This is a genomic window from Duganella caerulea (assembly GCF_040362985.1).
GTDB classification, from domain to species: Bacteria; Pseudomonadota; Gammaproteobacteria; order Burkholderiales; family Burkholderiaceae_D; genus Rugamonas; species Rugamonas vulcania.
Genome location: NZ_BPWJ01000011.1, coordinates 109,638 through 131,646, shown reverse-complemented (window position 1 = coordinate 131,646; position 22,009 = coordinate 109,638). Strand labels below are relative to the sequence as shown.

The following is a 22,009-nucleotide window of genomic DNA, read 5'->3' as shown; positions in this document are numbered from 1 at the left end:
ATTCAATATTGATAATAATCATATTCTGGTGACAATGTCTGTTGAAATTTAGAATGTTTCTTCGGTTTTTGGCGGGCGTCCCAGTGGCGGCGTGACAATTTCGTGTCAAAAACCCACACATCTTGCGGCCGGGCGCTTATCATTTCACCCCCATCCAACTTTCCAGGCGAGCCCACAGCATGAGCGCAGACTACCCCGACACCGAACAGCAGCAGGACGACGACGCCCCGGTCCAGGAGGCGCGCGTATGGCAGGGGAACGGCTGGACCGCGCGCGTCATCAAGAACGACGATGACGAGGGCTGGGCGGTGGCGATGATCAAGGACGGCGAGCCGGAACCGGCGCTGGTCGGCCCGTGGACCATGGGGCGCGACAAGAAAAACCCCAAGCCGCTGGACGTCAACGCCTTCAACACGCTGGTCAAGACCGCCAACGAGGTGATCCGCCGCCACGAGCAGCAGCTGCACGCCCAGCTGCACAAGCATGTGTTCGTCAACGGCGAGGCCGGCCAGGTCCGGGTCAACCTCGACATCGTGCCCGACGAGGACGACGCCTATGCCACGCTGTGCGCCTTCGACCCCTACGGCGAGGAGCTGGCGCGGGTGCGGGTGGCGCCCACTTTCAAGCTGAGCGTGACCAGCGCCTCGGCCTGGATCGACAGTGGCTATCGTAAACCGTAGTCACTCAGCATTAGTTCTTTACTAGAATTAAGATTTCGTTAAATAAACGTGTAAGAGGATGTAACATTCAATTGTGCGGGGCCGGTCGGCAAGGACGAGGCTGCTACATTTTGGACTCCCTTTTTTTAGGAGTTCGATATGATTAAAATCAAAACACTGACCGGCGTTTTGGTCATGACCGGCGCCGCCTTCCTGTCGCAAGGCGCGATGGCAGCCGACATCAGCAATCCCGACACCGCGCTCAACCTGAGCAGCGGTGCGGACTTTGTCGGCCACCTGGTCACCGGTAATCACGCGGGTGACACCTTCACCGACAAATACACCTTCACCCTGACCGGCGCCTCGACCATCGCGGGCGACCTGCTGTCGTACACCGGCAATGCCAAGAACGGCCTGGACATCACCAACCTGGCGCTGTACAACAGCAGCGGCTTGCTGATGACCGGTAACCAGCTGTCGACCGGCGCCACCGATGTATGGCAGCTGAGTTCGGCCGCCCTGGGCGCCGGCAACTACTACCTGGCGGTGAGCGGCAGCGCCGTGTCGAAGTCGGCCGGTTCGTATTCGTTGGGCGTGACCGTGACGCCGGTGCCGGAACCTGAAACCTATGGCATGCTGCTCGGCGGCCTGGGCCTGGTTGGCCTGGTGGCACGCCGCCGCAAGCAGTCCGCCAACGCCTAAGCTTTTTACCGCGCAAGCGAACAGCCAGGCCGTCGCAAGACGGCCTGGCTGTTTTTGTTTCGGTGGCCGGCTTGGGCCGGACCTGCTAGTATTTCCTATGCGCATTAGCTCACACTAGGAAAATCGATGGAAAGTCGCCTCACCCGCCTGGAAGCCGTCCAGACCATGTTGCTTGAAATCGGGCAGAAGTCGAGCAGCTGCACCGATATCAGCGAGTTCCTGCAGGCCGTGCACGCGGCGCTGGGACGCATCATGTACGCGGCCAACTTCTTCGTGGCGTTGAGCGACCGCGACGGGCCGGTCAACCAGGTGCGCTTCGTGTATTTTGTCGACGAGGTGGACGACCCGCCCAGCCGCGACGAATTGTTCGAGCTGGTCGAGGGCGAGTCGCCGACCGCCACCGTGATCGCCACCCGCGAGCGCATGGTGATGACGGCGGCCGAGCACCTGTCGCGGCGCGAGGCCAACGCCGGCTTCGGCATCGGCACCATCGCCGAGCACTGGATGGGCTGCCCGCTGCTGGACCAGAACCACCAGGCGCTGGGCGCGATCGTGATCCAGAGCTACGACAAGCAGCACACCTTCAGCGAGGAGGACCAGGCGCTGTTCGCGCTGATCGCCAACCACGTGTCGAGCGCGCTGCAGGGCCTGCAGAGCATGGACCGGCTCGAGCGCGCGGTGCAGGAGCGCACCGCCCAGCTGTCGCACGAGGTGGCCGAGCGCCGCCGCGCCGAGGCCATCCAGCGCGCGCTGTACGAGCTGGCCAACCTGTCGGCCACGGCCACCGGCGGCAGCCGCCTGAACATGCGGCTGCACCAGATCATCAGCGAGCTGGTGCCGGCGCAGAACTTCCTGATGGCGCTGTACCACGCCGACACCAAGGAAATCAGCATCCCGTATTTTGTCGACCAGAAGGACGAGCACGCGCCGGTCAAGCGCTTCGACTACGGGGTCGGCATGTCCTCGTACATTTTGCAGCGCAAGCAGGCCATGCTGCTGGACCGCGCCGGCTTCCAGGCGCTGGTCGACAGCGGCGAGATGGAGCACCCGCTGGGCAACACCGACATCGCCAGCTGGATGGGCGCGCCGATGCTGCTGGGCGACGTGGCGTACGGCGTGATCATCGTGCAAAGCTACGACGAGACGGTGACCTACACCCAGGCCGACCTCGACATCCTGGCCTTCATGGCCAGCCACGTGGCGGTGGCGATCGCGCGCATGCAGGCCGACCGCGAAATCCGCCGCGCCAAGGAGGCGCTGGAGGAGCAGAACGCCGCGCTGGAGAACGCGCTGACCTCGCTCAAGGACGCGCAGGGCGAGCTGGTGCGGCAGGAGAAGCTGGCCTCGCTGGGCCGGCTGGTGGCCGGCGTGGCGCACGAGATCAACACGCCGCTGGGCATCTGCGTGACCGCCACCAGCCATCTGGTGGAGGAGCTCAAGCTCACGCGCGAGGACATGGCCAACGGCACGCTGGACGAGGACGGCCTGAACCAGTTCTTCGACATCATCGCGCAATCGCTGCGCATCATGACCACCAACACCCAGCGCGCTGCGGCGCTGGTGCGCAGCTTCAAGCAGGTGGCGGTGGACCAGTCGTCCGACGATATCCGCAGCTTCAACCTGCGCAAGTACCTGGACGAGGTGCTGCTGTCGCTGCAGCCCAAGCTCAAGGGCAAGCCCATCGCCGTCGAGATCGATTGCGACGAGCACATCAACATGGCCAGCTTCCCCGGCGCGGTGTCGCAGATCGTCACCAACATGGTGGTGAACTCGCTGGTGCACGGTTTCGAGGAGGGGCAGTCCGGCAAGATCAGGATCAGCGGCAAGGTCGACGGCGACTTCGTCGACTTCCAGTTCAGCGACGACGGCGTCGGCATGGACAGCGCCACGCTGGCGCAGCTGTTCGATCCCTTCTTCACCACCAAGCGCGGCTCGGGCGGCAGCGGGTTGGGCGCGCACATCCTGTACAACCTGGTGACGGGCGCGCTGGGCGGCACCGTCAAGGTGGTCAGCGCGCCGGGCATGGGACTGCACTACAAGCTGCGCTTCCCCAAGGTCAAGCGCAAGTAGACGCGACGGCCTGGCGCGGGGCTGTCGTCAGGCGCGCCATGGCTTGGCCGTCTACGGCCCGCGGCGCGTGGTCGCCCCAGCTGGAATCGCCGCCGCCGTTGCCGCGCAGGCGGCAAGCCCTGTGTGCGGCGGTGAACTTCGCTCAGTCCGGGAAGCGCTCGTTGATGGCGACCGCCTTGTCGATGTTCTGGCACAGCAGGTCGACGTACAGCGGGTCGAGATGATGGCCGGCCACTTCGCGCAGATGCGCCACCACCTGGTCGATCGGCCAGGCTTCCTTGTAGCAGCGCTTGTGCATCAGCGCGTCGAACACGTCGGCCACGGCGACGATGCGCGCGTACAGGTGGATGTCGTGGCCCTTGAGGCCTTGCGGATAGCCGCTGCCGTCGAACTTCTCGTGGTGCTGGTGGGCGATCACGGCGGCCGCCTTCAGGATCGGGCGCTGCGAGCCGTCCAGGATGGACAGGCCGACGGTCGGGTGCTGCTTCATGATTTCCCATTCGGCCGCGTCCAGCTTGCCCGGTTTGAGCAACACCGCGTCCGGCGTGGCGATCTTGCCGATGTCGTGCATCGGCGCGGCGTGGCGCAGCACGGCGGTCTCGTCCTCCGGCATGCCGGAAGCCTGGGCCAGCAGGTGGCACACCTCGGACATGCGGCGCACGTGGTTGCCGGCCTCGTTGGAGCGCGACTCGACCACGTCGCCCAGGCGCAGAATCAGTTCGGCCTGGGTGTCGGTGATTTCCTGCGTCAGCAAAATATTATCGAAGGCGATGGCGACACCGGAGCAGAACACTTCCAGCAGCTTGGTGTCGATCTCGGAGATTTCGTCGACGCCCTTGAGCACCAGCAGCGAGGCCTTGCCGCTGCTGTTGGGGAAGTAGCCGATGTAGGTGTCGCCCTCGACGCGCGAGATCTTGTTGCTCTTGGCTGCGTCGAGCTGGGCCAGCACGTCGGGGCTGAGCAGGGTGCCGTCCTCGTCGCCGATCTGGGCCAGGATTTCGTAGTCGTTCTCGCCGGTGATGGCGGTGGCGCCGCGCAGGCGCAGCAGCATGCTGTGTTCCAGGCGCAGCAGCGCGACCACCTGCTGCAGCAGGCCGTTGGCGAAGTCCTTCAGGTTACGCTGCTGGAAAATGTGGGCCGAGGCGGCGATCACGCGCTCCAGGCCCTCGCGGTAGTTGAGCTGCTGGCGGCGGGCCTCCTCGACCTTCATGATGTCGCGGTAGGCGCGCAGCGCGGCGAAGGTGGTGGTGAACAGCTTGGTGCGGTCGAGCTCGGTCTTTTCCTTGTAGTCGTTGATGTCGTAGTTGACGATCACGCGTTCCTCGGGCGCCTGGCCGGGCTGGCCGGTGCGCAGCACGATGCGGGTGAACTGGTTGTCGAGGTCCTCGCGCATCCAGCGCGCGACCTCCAGGCCGCTGTCTTCCTTCTCCATCACGACGTCGAGGAACACCAGCGCCACGTCGGCCTCGCGCGCCAGCACTTCCTTGGCCTCGGCGCCGCTGTAGGCGTGCACGAAACTGAGGGCGCGGCCGTCGAGACGGAAGCGGCTCAGGGTCAGCTTCGTGATGTCGTGGATGTCCGGTTCGTCGTCGACCAACAGGACTTTCCAGGGCGCTAGCTTAGGCGAGGCAGCAGACAAAAAAGACATAGGGACGAGTTCCGCAAAATGGCACTACTGAATGAGTTTTTCGATTGTAGTCTTACCCACTGATATTAACAACAGGCAACAAAAATTCCTGCTGCCTTGCACAACACTCCGGAGCTGTCCGGGCAGTCTGATTGTACGGCGCGTTGTTCCACGACGGCGCAGCGTTAGTCTGCCGTAACGCCCTGTGCAACCGGAACAATACTTCGTTTTTGGCAATATTGCTATCTCTGTGAGAAATATTTTGGTGGGTTGTGCAACAAACTTGCGGCGGACGCGGCGCGGTTACTTTGACGCGGGTCTAAGGGCGTGCAAGTAATAGGGACTACGATTTAAGTATCCTCATGGCCGGAGCGCGAAAACATGCTAATCGCCAACTACGCTGACATCCATATGCAGATCGTCGAGCTACTGGAATCCTCGCGCCGGGCCGCCGCGCGCAGCGTAAACGCGGTGATGACCGCCGCCTATTGGGAGATTGGCCGGCGGATTGTCGAGTGCGAACAGGCGGGAGGCGAACGTGCGGCCTACGGGGAGGAATTGATTGAGCGCTTGGGTACGGACCTTACCAAACGCTTCGGCCGCGGCTTCAGCAAACAGAACTTGCTGCAGATGCGTAAATTCTATTTGTTCTGGCCGGAAATTCTCCAGACAGCGTCTGGAGAATTGCTCTTACCCTGGTCGGCCTACGTGCGCCTGATGTCGGTGAAGAACGCCACCGCCAGGCTGTTCTACGAAACGGAGGCGCTGCGCGGGGGCTGGTCAGTCCGCCAGCTGGACCGTCAGGTCAACAGCCAGTTCTACGAGCGCACCGCGCTGTCCAGGAACCAGGCCAAGATGCTGGTGCAGGGCGCGCAGCCGCAGCCGGAGGATTTCATCACGCCGGGCTTGATACTGTGCGCCGCCCGCGGCGCGGCCGAGGCGCGTTACGCGCTCGACGCCCTGCCTAACAAGATCATCGCCGCCGAATACCAGATGCTGCTGCCAGCCGAGCGCCTGCTGGCCGCCCGGCTGGAACACTGGACGCAAAAAAGCCCGCAAGGCGCTTGAGGCGCGTTGCGGGCCGGGACAGCTGGGGTGACTTAGTTCAGCGTCGGGAAGCCGGTCAGGTAGCCGACCGCGGCGCCGAAGCGGTCGCGGTAGTTGGCGCGGATCAGCGGGTCCAGCGTCGGCTGCACCTTGCCGTGCAGCGCCGATTCCCAGTCGCCAGGATGCTGGAAGTTGCTCATGATGTAGGCGAAGCCGTTCATGTCATCGACCGCGTGCAGGCCGGTCGACTCGGCGCCGGCCGGCGTCGACAGCACGCGCGTCAGCGTCTTGGTGTCGACGTTGTAGGCCCACAGGAAGTTGTTGACGTGCAGGCCGCTGTCCTCGCCGATGAACAGGGTGCGCAGCTTTTCCGAGAACTTGATGTTGTCCGGATTGGCGATCTTGTCCGGATTGGCCAGGTTGCCCAGCGCGTCCGGCGTGGCCAGGTCCTCGCCCACCAGCGCCGGCACGGCGGCCATGTCGACCGGCACCCATTCGCTGTTGATGGCGGCGCCGGTGTCGTCCACCTGGCCGGCCTTCAGGTTCAGCGCGTACACGATGCCGGCGCTCGGGCCCTGGATCTTGATGCCGCCCGAACCGTCCTTCATGGCGCCGTTGATGTAGCTCATCGCCGAGTACGCGATCTTGTCCTTGGCGTTGACGGTCGTGCCTTCCATCTTGGTGAAGCCCATGCTGCCGCCCTTGAACGCGGCGTAGCGGTGGGTCTCCAGGAAGGCCGCGGCCTTTTCCTTGCCCGGCACGATCTTGATCCAGTTGGTCTTGCCGCTGAACGGGATCTTGGTGTAGGTGGCGTCGGCCGGATCGGTGGTCTTGACGCTGAGGATGTCGGCCGCCTTCAGCGAGTCGGCCAGGGCTTTGATCTCGGCGCTGGTGGCGCTGCCCAGCTTGATCCACGACAGCGTGGCCGAGCCGCCGTTTTCTGCGGTCTTCTGCGTCCACTTGGCGACGTACAGGGTGCCGCTCGACAGGTCCTGCGCCTTGTCGGCCACGAACATGAACAGGCCGCCGTTGGTGGCGTCGTCGCCCATCAGCGCGGTGCGCTCGTCCGGCATCACCTGCACCAGCTCATGCGAGATGCGGCCCATGCAGTAGTGCTTCTTGATGCTGCCGGTGCCGTCCGGGTTGACGGTGATCTCCGGCATGTGGCCGTAGTGGTAGGGGTTGGCCTTGGTGGCGTCGCCGAACAGGTTGGTGCTGAAGTTGGCGAACTGGGTGTTGCTGGCGATGCTGGTCGCGTCCGGCTCGTACTCCTCGCTCGACAGGTGGGTGTTCCACGGCGAGCGGCTGGCGCCGCAGGTGATCCACAGGCCGTTGACGCCGGCGGTGTTGACGTTGTGGTACTTGACCAGCGACAGCGCGCCGGTGGTCTTGTCCTGGTCCAGCGTCAGCACGGCGATCGGCGACGGCAGCATGCCGTACATCGAGTCGCCCTTGACGTTGCGGGTGGTGTATTCGAACTGCACCACGGCGAACACGGTGTTGCCCTTGACGCCGGGCACGGTCGGCGCGGCCAGCTTGAGCAGCGAGGTGCCGTCCGGGCAGTCCGAGAAGAACTGGCGACGGCCGGCGTCGGTCTTGTCGACGATCGGCTGGTTGTTGATGTCGTAGTAGCCGCCGGCCAGGATGGTGCCGCCGCTGCCGTTGGGCACGTTGGCGCCGGTGATGAAGAAGGTCTGGTAGGCCAGCGAGTAGGGCTGGGTCTTGCCGTCGGAGTAGGTCAGGTTCAGCGTCGAGCCGACCGTGGTGGTGGCCATGGCGGCGGCGTTGGCCAGCGAAGGCGCGGCCATGCCGGTGAAGGTGACGGACAGCAGTTGCGGTGCTTGCGCGGCGGTGTCGCCGCCGCCGCAGGCCGACAGCAGGGCGGCGGTCGCGCTGCCGCCTGCCAGCGGCAACAGCGGCGCGCTGGACAGGAACTTGAGGATGCTGCGGCGGGACAGATCGAGGGACTCGGTCATGGGAAAATCCTGTTGTAGTTGTGGCCATTCCATGTGCCGGCGCCGGGCGCGGCATCATGCGAGGTGGTGGCTGCACCTCGACGGGCGTAATATTAAGGATTTGATATGACAGGGGCGTGACATCGGCCCAGGTAAGTTTGGTAACAAAGCGCTTCAGGCAGTACCCGCGCCGGCGAAACGGGCTATATTGAAAGCATCAACTGTGAAGGAGAAGCAAATGCGAGCATACACCCGTACCCTGCTGGCCGCGTCGTTGGCGCTGCTGGCCGGCGCCGCTTGGGCCGACGTCAGCGTCAGCTATGTCAAGCCGGAGGACTTCACCGACGTGCCGCGCAACGCCATCGACCGCGAGCGCGTGCTCAAGGATTTCAGCGACTATTTCGCCACCTGGAACAAGAAGCTGCCGGCCGGGCAGAACCTGAAGATCGAAGTGCAGGACATCGATATGGCCGGCCGCATGTGGCCGCGCCGCAATGGCGGCGAGGATATCCGCATCCTCAACGGCGGCGCCGACTGGCCGCGCATGCGCCTGCACTACACGCTGGAGCAGGACGGCCAAGTGCTGCGCAGCGGCGACGAGCAGCTGTCGAACATGAACTACATGCAAACCCTCAGCCGCTACAGCGACAGCGACACCCTGCGCTACGAGAAGCAGATGCTGGACGACTGGTTCAACAAGACCATCGTGCCAAAGGTGGCCAAGCGCTGACGCGCGGCCTCAGCCGACGCGGTTGACCTTGGGGAACTTGGCCAGGAACTCCGGCGCCATCGGCGTCACCTGGCCGCTCTGGTAGTTGAAGAACACGAAGCCGGACTTGGCCATCGCCACCAGCTTGCCGTCCTTGGGGCGGGTCACGCGGAAGGTGATGTCGCCGCCGTAGGCGTTGAAGTCCATCACGCCGATCTCGAACAGCAGCTGGTCGCGCGCGTGGGCCTCGGCCTTGTAGGTGGTGGCCAGGTCGGTGACGATGATGCCGACGCCGTCGCTGCCGGTTTCCTGCACGCCGAACTCGAACAGGAAGCGGGCGCGCGCCTCGGAGATCATCGAGATCATCGAATCGTTGCCCAAGTGGTTGGCGCCGTTGATGTCGGTCACGCGCACCGTCAGCTGCGTCGAGTAATAGTACTGGTCCTCCGGGAAGGCCAGCGTCAGGCGCGCCATTACAGCTGCTCGCCGACGAACAGCAGCGTGTTGCCGTGCGCCTGCGCGGCCGCGCGCTGGTGGTAGGACGAGCGGTGGTTGCAGTTGAAGCCGTGCTCGGCGCCCGGGTACACATGGATCTCGACCTGCTCGTTGTCGCCGAAGCGCTCGGCGATGCTTTGCACCGCGGCCGGCGGGATGTGGCTGTCGGCGCCGCCGAAGTGCATCAGCATCGGCACCGTGATCTCGCTGGCGCGGTCCAGCGCGTTCTGGATGCCGCCGCCGTAGTAGCACACCGCCGCGTCCACCAGGCCGTTGGCGGCCGTGTGGTAGGACAGCTTGCCGCCGTAGCAGAAGCCGATCGAGGCGATCTTGTCGCCCACGCCGTCCATCGCGCGCAGCGCCTTGACGGTGGCGGCGATGTCGGACTGCGCCAGCGTGAAGTCGTTGGCGTTCATCAGTTCGACGGCGCGCTTCCAGCCGGCTTCGTCGTAGCCCAGCTCGATGCGCGCGCCGTGGCGCCAGAACAGGTCCGGCGCGATCACCATGTAGCCGTCGGCCGCGTACTGGTCGGCGACGTTGCGGATGTGCTGGTTGACGCCGAAGATCTCCTGCAGCAGCACGATGCCCGGCCCCTTGCCGCCGCGCGGTAGCGAGACGTAGGCGCCGAAGCTGCCGTCGGCGGTGGCGATGTCGATCCAGTGGCTGTTGGTTTCCATGATGTTCCTTGTGCGGTGGTTCGGGGAGCGGCCATCCTACCCTGTTTTACGCGGCGCTGCAGCGCGGCCATCTACATCCAGCCTAGCGCTTGACCTTGCCGAAGGCGTCGCCCGCCTTCCAGCTTTGCATGGCCGGCGCGTTGCCGACCGCGTAGCCCAGGTTGAGCGTGAACTGCGCCTGCTGCACCATGCCCGACAAGTCCCAGTCGGCGTGGTATTCGTCGGTGACCTGGTGGTAGTCGTTCTTGAACGCGACCAGGCGCGCGGCCGACCGCGCCGGATCCTTGACGAACTCGAAGTGGCCGTCGCCGGAGAACACCGCCGAGCCGACATTAAACGCCGGCACGCCGGCCTTGGCGAAGTTGAAGTGATCGGCGCGGAAGTAGGCGCCGGACAGGTCGGGGATGGCCGGCGCCAGCTTCAGGCCCATCTTGCGGGCGACATCGGCGGCGGCCTCGTACAGGCTGCTGCGCTCGGCGCCGGCGACGCCGATGTCGCGCGTGAGGCCGACGAAGTTCATGCTGTCCAGATTGAGGTCGGCCGTGGTCTGCGCCAGCGGCCAGGCCGGGTTGCGCACATAGGCCGCGCTGCCCAGCAGGCCCTGCTCCTCGGCGGCCGGCCACAGGAAGACCTGCGTGCGCTTGGCCGGATGCTTGACCGCTTCGGCCGCCATCGCCAGCAGGGCGGCGGCGCCGGAGGCGTTGTCGATGGCGCCGTTCCAGGTGTGGTCGCCGCGGTCGTCGCGGCGCACGCCTTCGTCCATGCCCAGGTGGTCCCAGTGGGCCGAGTAGACCACGGCCTGCGCTTTCAGCTTGGCGTCGCTGCCCGGCACGATGCCGGCTACATTGAACTGCTTGATCTGGCGGATCGCGCTGTGCACCTCGGCGTGGACGCTGGTCTTCAGGTCGACCGGGCGGAAGGCGCGGGTCTCGGCCTGGGCGCGCAGCGCGTCGAGGTCGAAGCCGGCGGCCTTGAACAGGGCGCGCGCGGTGTCTTCCTGCAGCCAGCCCTCGACCGGGTTGCCGGCGCCGGCCAGGTGGAAGCGCTCATGACTGAAGCCGTTGGCCGGCACGCTCCACGGGTAGGAGGCGGACGGCGTGGTGTGGATCAGCAGCACGCCGGCCGCGCCCTGGCGCACCGCTTCCTCGTATTTGTACAGCCAGCGGCCGTAGTAGGTGTAGGCCTTGCCGGCGAAGCGGTTCGGCTCCTCGGCGGTGGGCTGCGGATCGTTAACCATCATGACCAGCAGCTTGCCCTTCATGTCAACGCCCTTGTAGTCGTCCCACTTTTCCTCAGGCGCGATGGCGCCATAGCCGACGAACACCAGCGGCGCGTCGATGGTCAGGTCGGCCTTGCCGGCGGCGGTGCCGAACACGATCTCGCTGCCGTTCTTGGGCGTGATGCTCTTGCCGTTGGCGTCGAAGCGCACGAAGCTGCGGTCCAGCAGCTTGGTGCCCTCGATCTTGACCGGCATGCGGTAGCCGCCGCCGGCCAGCGGCTTGAGGCCGATGACGGCGGCTTGCGTCTCCAGATAACGCACCGCCAGGTCGCCGCCGCGCTGGCCCGTGCCGCGGCCCTCGAACAGGTCGTCGGCCAGGAAGGACAGGTGGGCGCGCAGCGGCGCCTCCGTCAGCACCGGCGCCTGCTGGGCGGCGGCGTGGAGGGAGGCCAGACCGAGTCCGGCGGCGATGGCGAGTGCTGGAAGACGCATTTTTACTCCGTAATGTGTGAATCTGTGCAGAAGCGGGCTATCTTACTGTACTTGCCAAAATAAGGGATAGCCTATGAAAGTCATCATCATCACCGGAAGTTCGGACGGCATCGGCGCCGAGATGGCGCGCCAGCTGGCACGCGGCCATGGCGGCGGCGTGGCGCTGGTGCTGGCGGCGCGCAACGCGGCGGCGCTGGAGCGGGTGGCCGCCGATTGCGCGGCGGCCGGCGCGCAGACGCTGGTGGTGCCGACCGACGTGTCGGTGGAGGCGCAGTGCATGGCGCTGGTGGCGGCCTGCGTGGCGCGCTTCGGCCGCATCGATGCGCTGATCAACAACGCCGGTCGCTCGGCGCACGCGCTGTTCGAGGAGGTGGCCGATCTGGCCTGGTACGAGGAACTCATGAAGATCAACCTGTGGGGCAGCGTGTGGTGCACGCATGCGGCGCTGCCATATTTGAAGCAGTCGCGCGGCAGCATTGTCGCGGTGTCGTCGCTGGCGGGGCTGGTCGGGGTGCCGGGGCGCACGGCTTACGGCGCCACCAAGTTCGCCATGAGCGGCTTTTTCGAGGCCCTGCGCGTGGAACTGAAGGCGGCCGGCGTGAGCGTGACGATCGCCTATCCAGGCGTGGTGGCGACGCAGATACGCTATCGCGGCTTCAACGCGGCCGGCGGGGCGCTGGGCAGCAGCAGCCTGAAAGAGGACAAGGCCATGCCGGTGGAGGAGTGCGCGCGGCTGATCGTCGACGGCATGCAGGCGCGCCGGCGCGAAGTGGTGATGTCGGCCAAGGGCAAGCTGGGACGCTGGATGAAGCTGATCGCGCCCGGCCTGGTGGAACGCATGGCGCTGGCGGCGCTGAAGGACGAGGTGAAACCGCATTGAGCGTGTTTGCGGCGAGTTGTAAGCGAATGTAAGAGTCGGTAAGAGGTTGTAATGGCCGTCAACTGAACGATGGCCTGCGCCGTTTTTTGCTCATGCGACACGGGATAGTCCCGATGCCGAAACCCAGAAAAAGGAAATACATCATGACCAAAATTATCGCTTCCCTGATCGCCGGCCTGTTCGCAACCGCAGCATTCGCACAAGCGCCAGTCGCCGCCACCACCGCTCCAGCCGCCAAGCCAGGCGTGGTGAAAACCGAAGCGAAAGCCGATGTGAAAGCGCCTGAAGTCAAAACCGCCGATGTCAAAACCGAAGCCAAGGCCGAAGTGAAGACCGCGAAGACCAAGACGCATCACAAAGCCAAGGCAACCAAAGAATCCAAGGACGCAGCGCCAGTCGCCGCTGCAAAAGTAGACACCAAAGTAGCAGCAGCCAAGTAATTCGATAAACGATATAAACCAATTTAAAAGGAAATCACATCATGAAAAAAGTAATCGCCACCCTGATCGCCACCCTGTTCGCAGGCGCCGCATTCGCCCAGGCTCCAGCCGCTTCGGCACCAGCCAGCGCACCTGCCGCATCGACCCCGGCTCCAGCCGCATCGGCGCCAGCATCGAGCGCACCGGCCAAGAAAATGCATCACAAGAAGCACAAGACCACCAAGGCCGCCAGCGCACCGGCAGCTTCGGCACCAGCAGCTTCGACCCCGGCGCCAGCAGCATCGGCTCCAGCAGCAAGCAAGTAATCCGCCGTATCGCGGAGCGCAGCGAGGCTTCGGCCGGAATGCCGCCCAGTTCACACTGGGCGGCATTTTTTTTGATTCACCCCAGTCACGCCTCAGGTATATGCAGGGCGGGGTCTATTTTTTCGGCTTTTACTAAAACCTGCTAACTACTACTACCTAATAATAACCATCGATATTTCGTACGAATCCGCGCTATTTTCGGAACTAAAAACTACTAAACGCCTCTAACGAATACAGGCCGAAAATTAGTAGCGATTAGCGTTCGACACGGCATTTTTAGTATGTGATAGCGCTGTGTAGTAAAGGTTAGTAGTGGTTAGCAGCGCTTAGTAAAACCCGATTTTAGAGAGCCCCCCATGCCTACCTCGCCCAAGATCAAGTCCACGTACAACCTCCAATTCCCGATCCGCGTCCCTGATGACGTGCTGGTCGAGCTGGGCGAATTCACCGGCAATTTCTGGTCGGATTCGCTGGCGCAGGAGCCCTTCGTTATCGAAGCGATCCGCAACTACATCAATCCCCCACCGCCCCCCTCGCAGCAGCCTGCCGCGACAACCGAGACGGGATACCAATGGAAGCAGGTCTTTCTTCCCGAGGGCACAAGGCTGCGCGCCAGCTTCGGCCGGGAGCCTTATTTCGCCACAGTGGTGGGAGCGGAAATCAAATATGAAGGGCACACGGTATCGCCATCGTGCTTCGCGAACCTGCACGGCAGTGGCAACCGCAATGCATGGAAAGCCATATGGCTGCGCCTCCCCGGCAGCAACGAATGGCTGCTGGCCGAGGTCTGCCGCTCGGCGCGAAAAGCCGCGATAGCTCGTCTGCACGAAGGCGGCGTGCAGGCGGGCAGCCTGTCGCCGGAAGGCGAGCGCGCTCCTGCGCCGCTGTCAGCACGCCAGTCCGCAGCGCGCCATCTCCCGGCCAGTCAAACATGGCCGCGATCAGCCACAGGCCAACGCAGTGCATCTGCGGCGCAAGATAGTGGCGGCGAGTTGTAAGCGAGTGTAAGAGTCGGTAAGAGGTTGTAATGGGCGTCAACTGAACGATGGGCTGCGCCGTTTTTTGCTCATGCGACACGGGATAGTCCCGATGCCGAAACCCAGAAAAAGGAAATACATCATGACCAAAATTATCGCTTCCCTGATCGCCGGCCTGTTCGCAACCGCAGCATTCGCACAAGCGCCAGTCGCCGCCACCACCGCTCCAGCCGCCAAGCCAGGCGTGGTGAAAACCGAAGCGAAAGCCGATGTGAAAGCGCCTGAAGTCAAAACCGCCGATGTCAAAACCGAAGCCAAGGCCGAAGTGAAGACCGCGAAGACCAAGACGCATCACAAAGCCAAGGCAACCAAAGAATCCAAGGACGCAGCGCCAGTCGCCGCTGCAAAAGCAGACACCAAAGTAGCAGTAGCCAAGTAATTCGATAAACGATATAAACCAATTTAAAGGAAATACATCATGAAAAAAGTAATCGCCACCCTGATCGCCACCCTGTTCGCAGGCGCCGCATTCGCCCAGGCTCCAGCCGCTTCGGCACCAGCCGCCGCACCTGCCGCATCGACCCCGGCTCCAGCCGCATCGGCGCCAGCATCGAGCGCACCGGCCAAGAAAGTGCATCACAAGAAGCACAAGACCACCAAAGCCGCCAGCGCACCGGCAGCTTCGGCACCGGCGGCATCGACCCCGGCGCCGGCAGCATCGGCTCCAGCAGCCAGCAAGTAATCCGCATCCGCTAGCGCAGGACGTGCCGCCCCGGACCTCTGGCCTGGGCGGCGCAAGAAAGAAGACAGGCTCCGGCCTGTCTTCTTTTTTTGGGGGGCCGCGAACGTCGCGCTTTTGCTGATAAATGGCCGTTTTTGTCCAAAAACCGGCCCGAAGCGTCGATAGAGAGTAAACTACGCACAAATTTCTTTCGCAATTAGGCGATTCGAACATACTTGTGAGTGACGCCATGTCTGAAACCCCAACCTCCCCCGTGACCCTTTTTTCCGATCTGAACCTCAGCGCGCCGTTGATCAAGGCCCTGAAGGAAGTCGGCTACGAGTCGCCGTCGCCGATCCAGGCCGCGACCATCCCTCTGCTGCTCGATAACCTGGACGTGCTGGGCCAGGCGCAGACCGGGACGGGGAAAACCGCAGCCTTCGCGCTGCCCATCCTGTCGCGCATCGATATCAAACAGACCACGCCGCAGGCGCTGGTGCTGGCGCCGACGCGCGAACTGGCGATCCAGGTCGCCGAGGCCTTCCAAACCTACGCCGCCCATATTCCCGGCTTCCACGTGCTGCCGATCTACGGCGGCCAAAGCTACGGCCCGCAGCTGTCGGCGCTGCGCCGCGGCGTGCACGTCGTCGTCGGCACGCCGGGCCGCGTCATCGATCACCTGGACAAGGGTTCGCTCGACCTGTCCAAACTGAAAACGCTGGTGCTGGACGAAGCCGACGAAATGCTGCGCATGGGCTTTATCGACGACGTCGAACGCATCCTGCAGGAGACCCCGGACTCGCGCCAGACCGCGCTGTTCTCGGCGACCATGCCGTCTGCCATCCGCCGCATCGCCAACACCTATCTGCGCAGCCCGAAGGAAATCACGGTCGCCGCCAAGACCGGCACCAATGAAAACATCCGCCAGCGTTACTGGCTGGTGTCCGGCATGCACAAGCTGGACGCGCTGACCCGCATCCTGGAAGCCGAGAACTTCGACGGCATGATCATCTTCTCGCGCACCAAGCTCGGTACCGAGGAACTGGCGCAGAAGCTGCAGGCGCGCGGCTTCTCGGCCGCCGCCATCAACGGCGACATCCAGCAGGCGCAGCGCGAGCGCACCATCCAGCAGCTCAAGGACGGCAAGATCGACATCCTGGTGGCGACCGACGTCGCCGCGCGCGGCCTGGACGTGGAGCGCATCAGCCACGTGGTCAACTACGACGTGCCGCACGATCCGGAAAGCTACACCCACCGTATCGGCCGTACCGGCCGCGCGGGCCGCAGCGGCGAGGCGATCCTGTTCATCACCCCGCGCGAAAAGAACCTGCTCAAATCGATCGAGCGCGCCACCCGCCAGCCGATCGGCATGCTGGAGCTGCCGACCATCCAGGCCGTCAACGACGTCCGCATCGCCAAGTTCAAGTCGCAGATCAGCGAGACGCTGGCCCAGGGCGAGCTGGAACAGTTCCAGTCGCTGATCGAGGACTTCGAGCGCGAACAGAACATCCCGGCGATCGAGATCGCCGCCGCGCTGGCCAAGATGGCCCGCGGCGACGTGCCGCTGCTGCTGGATAAAAAGCAGCAGGTGGCCGCGGCGACCTGGGACGAACGCCCGGGCCGTCAAGTGGGCTTCGAACGCGGCGACCGCAATGACCGTGGCGACCGGGGCGACCGCTTTGAGCGCGGCGACCGCGCCGAACGCAGCGAGCGTTTCCCGAAAAAGGAACGCATCGTGCGCGCCGCCGATCCCGGCATGCAGACCTTCCGCATCGAAGTGGGCTACCAGCACGGCGTCAAGCCGGGCAACATCGTCGGCGCCATCGCCAACGAAGGCGGCATCGACTCCAAGAACATCGGCCGCATCGAGATCTACGACGACTACAGCGTGCTCGATATGCCGGACAGCCTGACCGCCGACGTGCTCGAACACCTGGCGGGCATCAAGGTGGGCGGCCAGCAGCTGCGCATCAGCCGCGATAACGGCGATGCCGCGCCGTCGGCACCGTCGGCCGCACCGGCGGCCCGTCCTGTGCCGGCCCGCGCGCCGGCCGCCGCCAAGGCCGGGCCTTCGGCCGCTCCAGCCGCATCGCCGCTGGCCAAGGCCGCGCGCGTGGAATCGGCCGAGGTGGAAGCCGAAGCCGCGCCGAAGAAGAAAAAGGAAAAGCCGGGCAAGGTCACGCTGCCGATGAGCGCTTTCCGCATCGAGGTGGGCAGCAACCATGCGGCCACGCCGTCCAACATCGTCGGCGCCATCGCCAACGAGGCGGGGCTGGAGGCCAAGCATATCGGCCGCATCGAGATCTTCGACACCTACAGCATGCTGGAGCTGCCGGACGGGATGCCGCCGGACCTGTTCAAGCACCTGGGCAAAGTGTGGGTCGGCGGCGCGCAGCTGAAGATCAGCCACGCCGACCGCATGCCGCCGGAGTCCGGCAAATCGACGCCACCTAAAAAGCCGGCGCCGGGCGCCAAGGACAAGTTCAAGAAAAAGTACTGATCCAGTACTGAGCACGCAAACCACAGGGCCGCAAGGCCCTGTTTTCATTTGGGCCGCCTGCACGCGCACGGTGCGCCCCGGCCGCCGCCATGCACCACAAGCACGCCTGGCGCGGGCGCCGGCCGCGTCGCTTTCATAGGAGAGCGGCGGCTGGCCCGTTTATTGCATTGGATCAAGGGAAACCGACAAGTCGTTGAGTAAGGAGCACGGAATGACCGCATTGTTTCTACACTCCCGAGGCGCCGATGCTGCTTCGGAATGACCTGCTGCAGTACACGCATCCCGCGCCGCGTACCTTGCGGGTGCTGTGGATCGCACCCGAGCAAAGCCACGCCTACGTGTTCGACGTGGCGGCGCGTTCGGCCGACGTCGAGCTGGTCGCGCTGCCGCTGCTGCAGGCCGACCTGCGCGCCGGCCGCGCGCGCGTGCTGGCGGCCGATCCCTACCTGATGGTGGTCAGCCAGGAGCTGCTGCCGCCCAAGCACCTGCAGCTGCGCGCCCGCGCTTGGCGGATCGTCGAGGCGCTGGTGGCGCAGGAGCCGGGCATCTACGAAGCGCGCCTGCGCGGCCAGCTGGTGGCGCAGGCCACCGTCGACCATGGCGTCTCCCATCCGACCATCTACCGCTACCTGCGCCGCTACTGGCAGCGCGGCCAGACGCCCAACGCGCTGCTGCCCGACTACTGCAACTCCGGTGGACGCGGCAAGGTGCGCCAGGCCTCGGCCGGCGTCAAGCGCGGCCGCCCGCGCAAGAACGACGCCGGCGATGGTCCCGGCATGAACGCCGACGAGGAGATCCGCCGCACCTTCCGCGTCGCCATCGCGCGCTACGCGGCGGGCCACGCCAAGTTCTCGCGGCTGGGCGCCTACCAGCAGATGCTGGCCGATTTCTTCAGCGGGCACCGCATCGACCCCGACAGCGGTCGCGTGCTGCCCGCGCAGGACGCGCCGGCTGCCGTGCTGCCGACCTTCGGCCAGTTCAACTACTGGCTAGACCACGACGACGACCGCCCGCCGGAAGTGGCCCGCCGCAGCGCCGCCGCCACCACGCGCCGGCAGCCGCCGCTGGAACAGCACGCGACCGGCGCGGGCCAGGCGACCCACGCCATCGCCGGTCCGGCCATCCACACCGGCGATGGTGCGGCGATCCACGCCAGCACCGGCCCGGACGCCAACGCCGGCATGGGACCTGGCGCCGACGACTGGCAGCCGCCCGCCGATGGCCGTCCCGGCGCCTGCTTCCACCTGGACGTGGTGCGCGCCGAAGTGCAGCTGGTCTCGCGCGCCGACCGCCAGCAGACCATCGGCCGCCCGCTGGTGTACGTGGCGGTCGACGCCTTCAGCCACATGGTGGTCGGCGTCTACATCGGCATGGGCGCCGCCAGCTGGCAGCACGCCATGCTGGCGCTGGCCCATTGCGGCGCCGACAAGCAACGCTACAGCCAGCAGTTCGGCCGCCGCATCGAGGCCGCGCAGTGGCCCAGCCGCCACCTGCCGGACACGCTCTCCACCCACGCCGCCCTGAGCGGCGGCGCCCAGCGCGACACGCTGCTCAACAACTTCAACCTGCGCTGCGTCGCCGCCAACGACGGCCCGGACGATTGGCGCGCCGTGATGGCAAAGCGCTTCCAGCTGCTGGCGCCGGACGCCGCCGGCGCCCCGTGCCGCCTGGACGGCGTGCTCGATCTGGACCAGTTCACCCGCATCGTCATCGACTGCGTCCTGTACCACAACAACAGCACGCCGCTGCAGCACGCCGGCCACGCCACGCCGCGCGCGCTGTGGGAGTGGGGCGTGGCCCATCGCGGCGGCAGCCTGAAGACCTATCCCGAACAGCTGCTGCGCTGCAGCCTGATGCCGGCGGCGCAAGCCACCGTCACCGCCGACGGCATCGAGTTGTCCGGCGTCGCCTACACCTGCGCGCGCGCCATCAACGAGCGCTGGTTCGAGCGTGCGCGTTCGCGCGGACAATGGCATGTGCGTGTGGCCTACGATCCGGCCGACATGGACGTGATTTATTTGTTGGACCCGAACGCGCCGATGCAATTCCACGCCTGCCACATGGCCGACAGCGGCGGCATGCAGCGCCACCTGGCCGCGGTGGAAATCGCCGCGTTGCCTCGCCCGGTTCCCGCCATCCCCGCAGCACCCTTACGTAGCACTACGCACGCCATCGTCAGCTTCGCCAACTGAAACGCCCACGGCGCTGTCCAGCGCCGTGCATACCACTTCTTTCCATTCCGGTGCGCGCCTCTCGCTGGTGCGGAGCGCCGTCTCCGCATCCGCTTCGCAAGCGTCGGCGGCGCAAATAAAGTCTGTCGCCACCGCCGCCTTTTCATGCCTCCGGCGCGCCGGCCATGGGGCCGCGAAAGAACATTGTTTTATCCCGTTCCGCCTTATTCCATAAGGATCGCTTTAACGGCGAAGCATGTTTATTTTGTCCTTCGCGGTGGCACGACGATTGCTAGATAGGGGCTATGGAATCGCAAGTCACGAAAGGACGTCGATGAATAGCAAAACAGTAAAACCGTTTAAATCATTTAGTTCATTTACTCGAAGGGATTTCCTGTACCGCGCGGCAGCGGTCGGCGGCACCGGCCTGCTGCTCAACACCATGAACGCCTGGGGCATGGGCCTGAACTCCACTGCATCCGAGCCGCCGGCGCTGAGCGGCAGCGGCAAGGGCAAGAAGGTGCTGATACTTGGCGCCGGCCTGGCCGGCATGACCGCCGCCTACGAACTGGGCAAGCTTGGCTACCACTGCCAGATCCTGGAGGCGCGCGCCTTCGCCGGCGGGCGCTGCCAGACCGCGCGCAAAGGCTTCAGCCTGACCGAGCTCGGAGGCGAAAAGCAGACCTGCGATTTCGACGACGGCCAGTACATCAACCACGGCCCATGGCGCATCCCGCTGCACCACCAATCGACGCTGCACTACACGCGGCTGTTCGAGGTGCCGCTGGAGGTCATGGTCAACGATAACGACCACGCCTTCGTCTACTCCGAAAACGCCGGCCCCTACGCCGGCAAGCGGATGCGCGTGGCCGAGATCAAGGCCGACATGCGCGGCCACGTCTCCGAACTGCTGGCCAAGTCGGTCAAGAACAAACAGCTGGACCAGGAACTGACCGCCGACGACCAGCGCCTGCTGCTCGACTACCTGGCGCATGAAGGCCAGCTGGCCGGCGCCGACCTGCAATACAAAGGCCGCAGCGGCCGTGGCTTCACCGTCAATCCCGGCGCCGGCTTGTCGCCTGGACCGGGCACGCCGTCCGATCCGCTGGGCTTCAAGGACCTGCTGGCCTCCAAGCTGGGCAACGTCTACAGCGCGGTGCAGGACTTCCCGATGCAGAACACCATGTTCCAGCCGGTCGGCGGCATGGACGCCATCGCCAAGGCGTTCGAAAAACGCGTCGGCAAGAACATCCGCTACCGCGCCGAAGTGCAGACCATTCGCCAGAACGACAAGGGCGTCACCGTCACCTACAAGGACACCGGCAGCGGCAAGGTCGCCAGCATCGGCGCCGACTACTGCCTGGTGGCGATGCCGCTGTCGGTGCTGCGCCAGATCGACACCGACTTCTCGGACAAATTCAAGAAGGCCGTCGCCACGGTGGCCTACGCGCCGGTCGGCAAGATCGGCCTGCAGATGAAGCGCCGTTTCTGGGAGGAGGACGAGCACCTGTACGGCGGCCATATCCTCACCGACCTGAAAGGCATCAACACCATCTCGATGCCGTCCTACGGCTGGCAGAAGAAAAAGGGCGTGCTGCTCGGCTATTACCAGTACCAGACGGCCGCCATCGAGACCAGCGCGCTGTCGCCGAAGGAGCGCGCCGCGTTCGCGCTGGAGGCCGGGCAGAAGATCTTCCCGCAGTACACGGAGAACTTCGAGACCGCGTTCTCGGTCGCCTGGCACCGCGTGCAGTACAACTTGGGCGGCTGGGCCGAATGGACCGAGAAAACCCGCGCCGCCGCCTATCCGGTGCTGCTTGAAGGCGAGGGCCGCGTGCTGCTGGCCGGCGAGCACCTGAGCTACCTGACCGGCTGGCAGGCCGGCGCCATCGAATCGGCGTGGCAGCAGATCGCCAAGATCCATGAAAGGGCCAGCGCATGAAGGAAGCGTTGATCAAGACGGCGATGGTGGTGGTCGCGTTGCTGGCGGCCGGCGCCAGCTCACCGTCGCGCGCGCAGCAGATGGATGGCAAGGCGCTGTTCCTGAAGAACTGCGCGGCCTGCCATCAGGCCACCGGCAAGGGCATACCGGGTGCCTTCCCGGCGCTGGCGGGGAACAAATTCGTGCAAGGGAAGGGTACCGACGTCGCCACGGTGCTGCTCAAGGGGCGCGGCGGCATGCCGGACTTCAGCGACAGCTTGAGCGACGCGGAAATCGCCACCGTGCTCAGTTTCGTGCGCAGCAGCTGGGGCAACCAGGGCGCGCCGCTCAGCGAGTCCGAGGTGCTGGCGCTGCGCGACGTGCTGCAAGTCGACCATTTTAGCAACGGCCAGATGTCCAACAAACATTGAAGGAAGAACGC

20 protein-coding genes are annotated in these 22,009 nt (G+C 64.9%); 15 read left to right on the top strand and 5 right to left on the bottom strand.

Annotated features, from left to right (window positions below):
- Positions 1-179: 179 nt before the first annotated feature.
- The 3 genes from ACUJB0_RS27460 to ACUJB0_RS27450 all read left to right on the top strand — a co-directional run bounded on the left by ACUJB0_RS27460 (position 180) and on the right by ACUJB0_RS27450 (position 3,431).
- Positions 180-680, top strand: coding sequence for a hypothetical protein (locus tag ACUJB0_RS27460; protein ID WP_444848018.1), 501 nt, complete (start codon positions 180-182; stop codon positions 678-680).
- 138 nt (positions 681-818) lie between these two features.
- Positions 819-1,361, top strand: coding sequence for an FxDxF family PEP-CTERM protein (locus ACUJB0_RS27455; RefSeq protein WP_444848017.1), 543 nt, complete (start codon positions 819-821; stop codon positions 1,359-1,361).
- Positions 1,362-1,487: 126 nt separating this feature from the next.
- Positions 1,488-3,431, top strand: a complete 1,944-nt coding sequence (locus ACUJB0_RS27450) for a GAF domain-containing sensor histidine kinase (RefSeq protein WP_444848016.1) — start codon at positions 1,488-1,490, stop codon at positions 3,429-3,431.
- Positions 3,432-3,573: 142 nt separating this feature from the next.
- Here the strand turns inward: ACUJB0_RS27450 and ACUJB0_RS27445 are convergent, their stop codons facing one another.
- Positions 3,574-5,079, bottom strand: a complete 1,506-nt coding sequence (locus ACUJB0_RS27445; RefSeq protein WP_117014315.1) for a response regulator — start codon at positions 5,077-5,079, stop codon at positions 3,574-3,576.
- Positions 5,080-5,439: 360 nt separating this feature from the next.
- On the opposite strand from ACUJB0_RS27445, the gene ACUJB0_RS27440 reads away from it, so the two are divergent.
- Positions 5,440-6,126 carry a DUF1016 N-terminal domain-containing protein gene (locus ACUJB0_RS27440; RefSeq protein ID WP_444848015.1) on the top strand — a complete coding sequence of 229 codons (687 nt, stop codon included), beginning with the start codon at positions 5,440-5,442 and terminating at the stop codon, positions 6,124-6,126.
- A gap of 32 nt (positions 6,127-6,158) precedes the next feature.
- On the opposite strand, the gene ACUJB0_RS27435 is transcribed toward ACUJB0_RS27440, so the two are convergent.
- Entirely contained in the window at positions 6,159-8,081 is a 1,923-nt protein-coding gene (locus ACUJB0_RS27435; protein ID WP_444848014.1) for a PhoX family protein, read from the bottom strand.
- Positions 8,082-8,298: 217 nt separating this feature from the next.
- Between ACUJB0_RS27435 and ACUJB0_RS27430 the strand changes: the two genes are divergently transcribed.
- Complete coding sequence (locus ACUJB0_RS27430) at positions 8,299-8,790, top strand: DUF3016 domain-containing protein (RefSeq protein WP_444848013.1); 492 nt, start codon at positions 8,299-8,301, stop codon at positions 8,788-8,790.
- Between the two features lie 9 nt (positions 8,791-8,799).
- Here the strand turns inward: ACUJB0_RS27430 and ACUJB0_RS27425 are convergent, their stop codons facing one another.
- The 3 genes from ACUJB0_RS27425 to ACUJB0_RS27415 form a co-directional block, all read right to left on the bottom strand.
- Entirely contained in the window at positions 8,800-9,243 is a 444-nt protein-coding gene (locus tag ACUJB0_RS27425; RefSeq protein ID WP_444848012.1) for a thioesterase family protein, read from the bottom strand.
- Positions 9,243-9,941, bottom strand: coding sequence for a dienelactone hydrolase family protein (locus tag ACUJB0_RS27420; RefSeq protein WP_444848011.1), 699 nt, complete (start codon positions 9,939-9,941; stop codon positions 9,243-9,245). The genes ACUJB0_RS27425 and ACUJB0_RS27420 overlap by 1 nt, the downstream gene beginning before the upstream one ends.
- An 82-nt stretch (positions 9,942-10,023) precedes the next feature.
- Positions 10,024-11,652 (bottom strand): M28 family peptidase, encoded by a 1,629-nt coding sequence (locus tag ACUJB0_RS27415; RefSeq protein WP_444848010.1) that lies wholly within the window; start codon positions 11,650-11,652, stop codon positions 10,024-10,026.
- A 73-nt stretch (positions 11,653-11,725) separates the two neighbouring features.
- On the opposite strand from ACUJB0_RS27415, the gene ACUJB0_RS27410 reads away from it, so the two are divergent.
- The 10 genes from ACUJB0_RS27410 to ACUJB0_RS27365 all read left to right on the top strand — a co-directional run bounded on the left by ACUJB0_RS27410 (position 11,726) and on the right by ACUJB0_RS27365 (position 21,998).
- Positions 11,726-12,532, top strand: coding sequence for an SDR family oxidoreductase (locus ACUJB0_RS27410; protein WP_444848009.1), 807 nt, complete (start codon positions 11,726-11,728; stop codon positions 12,530-12,532).
- Between the two features lie 143 nt (positions 12,533-12,675).
- The gene (locus ACUJB0_RS27405) at positions 12,676-12,972 is read left to right on the top strand and encodes a hypothetical protein (protein ID WP_444848008.1); all 297 of its coding nucleotides are present in this window, start codon (positions 12,676-12,678) and stop codon (positions 12,970-12,972) included.
- Positions 12,973-13,013: 41 nt separating this feature from the next.
- Complete coding sequence (locus ACUJB0_RS27400) at positions 13,014-13,277, top strand: hypothetical protein (RefSeq protein WP_444848007.1); 264 nt, start codon at positions 13,014-13,016, stop codon at positions 13,275-13,277.
- A gap of 356 nt (positions 13,278-13,633) precedes the next feature.
- The gene (locus ACUJB0_RS27395; protein ID WP_444848006.1) at positions 13,634-14,275 is read left to right on the top strand and encodes a hypothetical protein; all 642 of its coding nucleotides are present in this window, start codon (positions 13,634-13,636) and stop codon (positions 14,273-14,275) included.
- 121 nt (positions 14,276-14,396) lie between these two features.
- Positions 14,397-14,693 (top strand): hypothetical protein, encoded by a 297-nt coding sequence (locus ACUJB0_RS27390; RefSeq protein ID WP_444848005.1) that lies wholly within the window; start codon positions 14,397-14,399, stop codon positions 14,691-14,693.
- A gap of 39 nt (positions 14,694-14,732) precedes the next feature.
- Positions 14,733-14,996 carry a hypothetical protein gene (locus tag ACUJB0_RS27385; RefSeq protein WP_444848004.1) on the top strand — a complete coding sequence of 88 codons (264 nt, stop codon included), beginning with the start codon at positions 14,733-14,735 and terminating at the stop codon, positions 14,994-14,996.
- A 229-nt stretch (positions 14,997-15,225) separates the two neighbouring features.
- Positions 15,226-17,475 (top strand): DEAD/DEAH box helicase, encoded by a 2,250-nt coding sequence (locus ACUJB0_RS27380; protein ID WP_444848003.1) that lies wholly within the window; start codon positions 15,226-15,228, stop codon positions 17,473-17,475.
- A gap of 245 nt (positions 17,476-17,720) precedes the next feature.
- Positions 17,721-19,667 (top strand): TnsB C-terminal domain-containing protein, encoded by a 1,947-nt coding sequence (locus ACUJB0_RS27375; protein WP_444848002.1) that lies wholly within the window; start codon positions 17,721-17,723, stop codon positions 19,665-19,667.
- Between the two features lie 313 nt (positions 19,668-19,980).
- Positions 19,981-21,588, top strand: a complete 1,608-nt coding sequence (locus ACUJB0_RS27370) for a flavin monoamine oxidase family protein (protein WP_444848001.1) — start codon at positions 19,981-19,983, stop codon at positions 21,586-21,588.
- Positions 21,585-21,998: a c-type cytochrome gene (locus ACUJB0_RS27365; RefSeq protein WP_444848000.1), complete on the top strand. Its 414-nt coding sequence runs from the start codon at positions 21,585-21,587 to the stop codon at positions 21,996-21,998. The genes ACUJB0_RS27370 and ACUJB0_RS27365 overlap by 4 nt, the downstream gene beginning before the upstream one ends.
- Positions 21,999-22,009 lie beyond the last annotated feature (11 nt).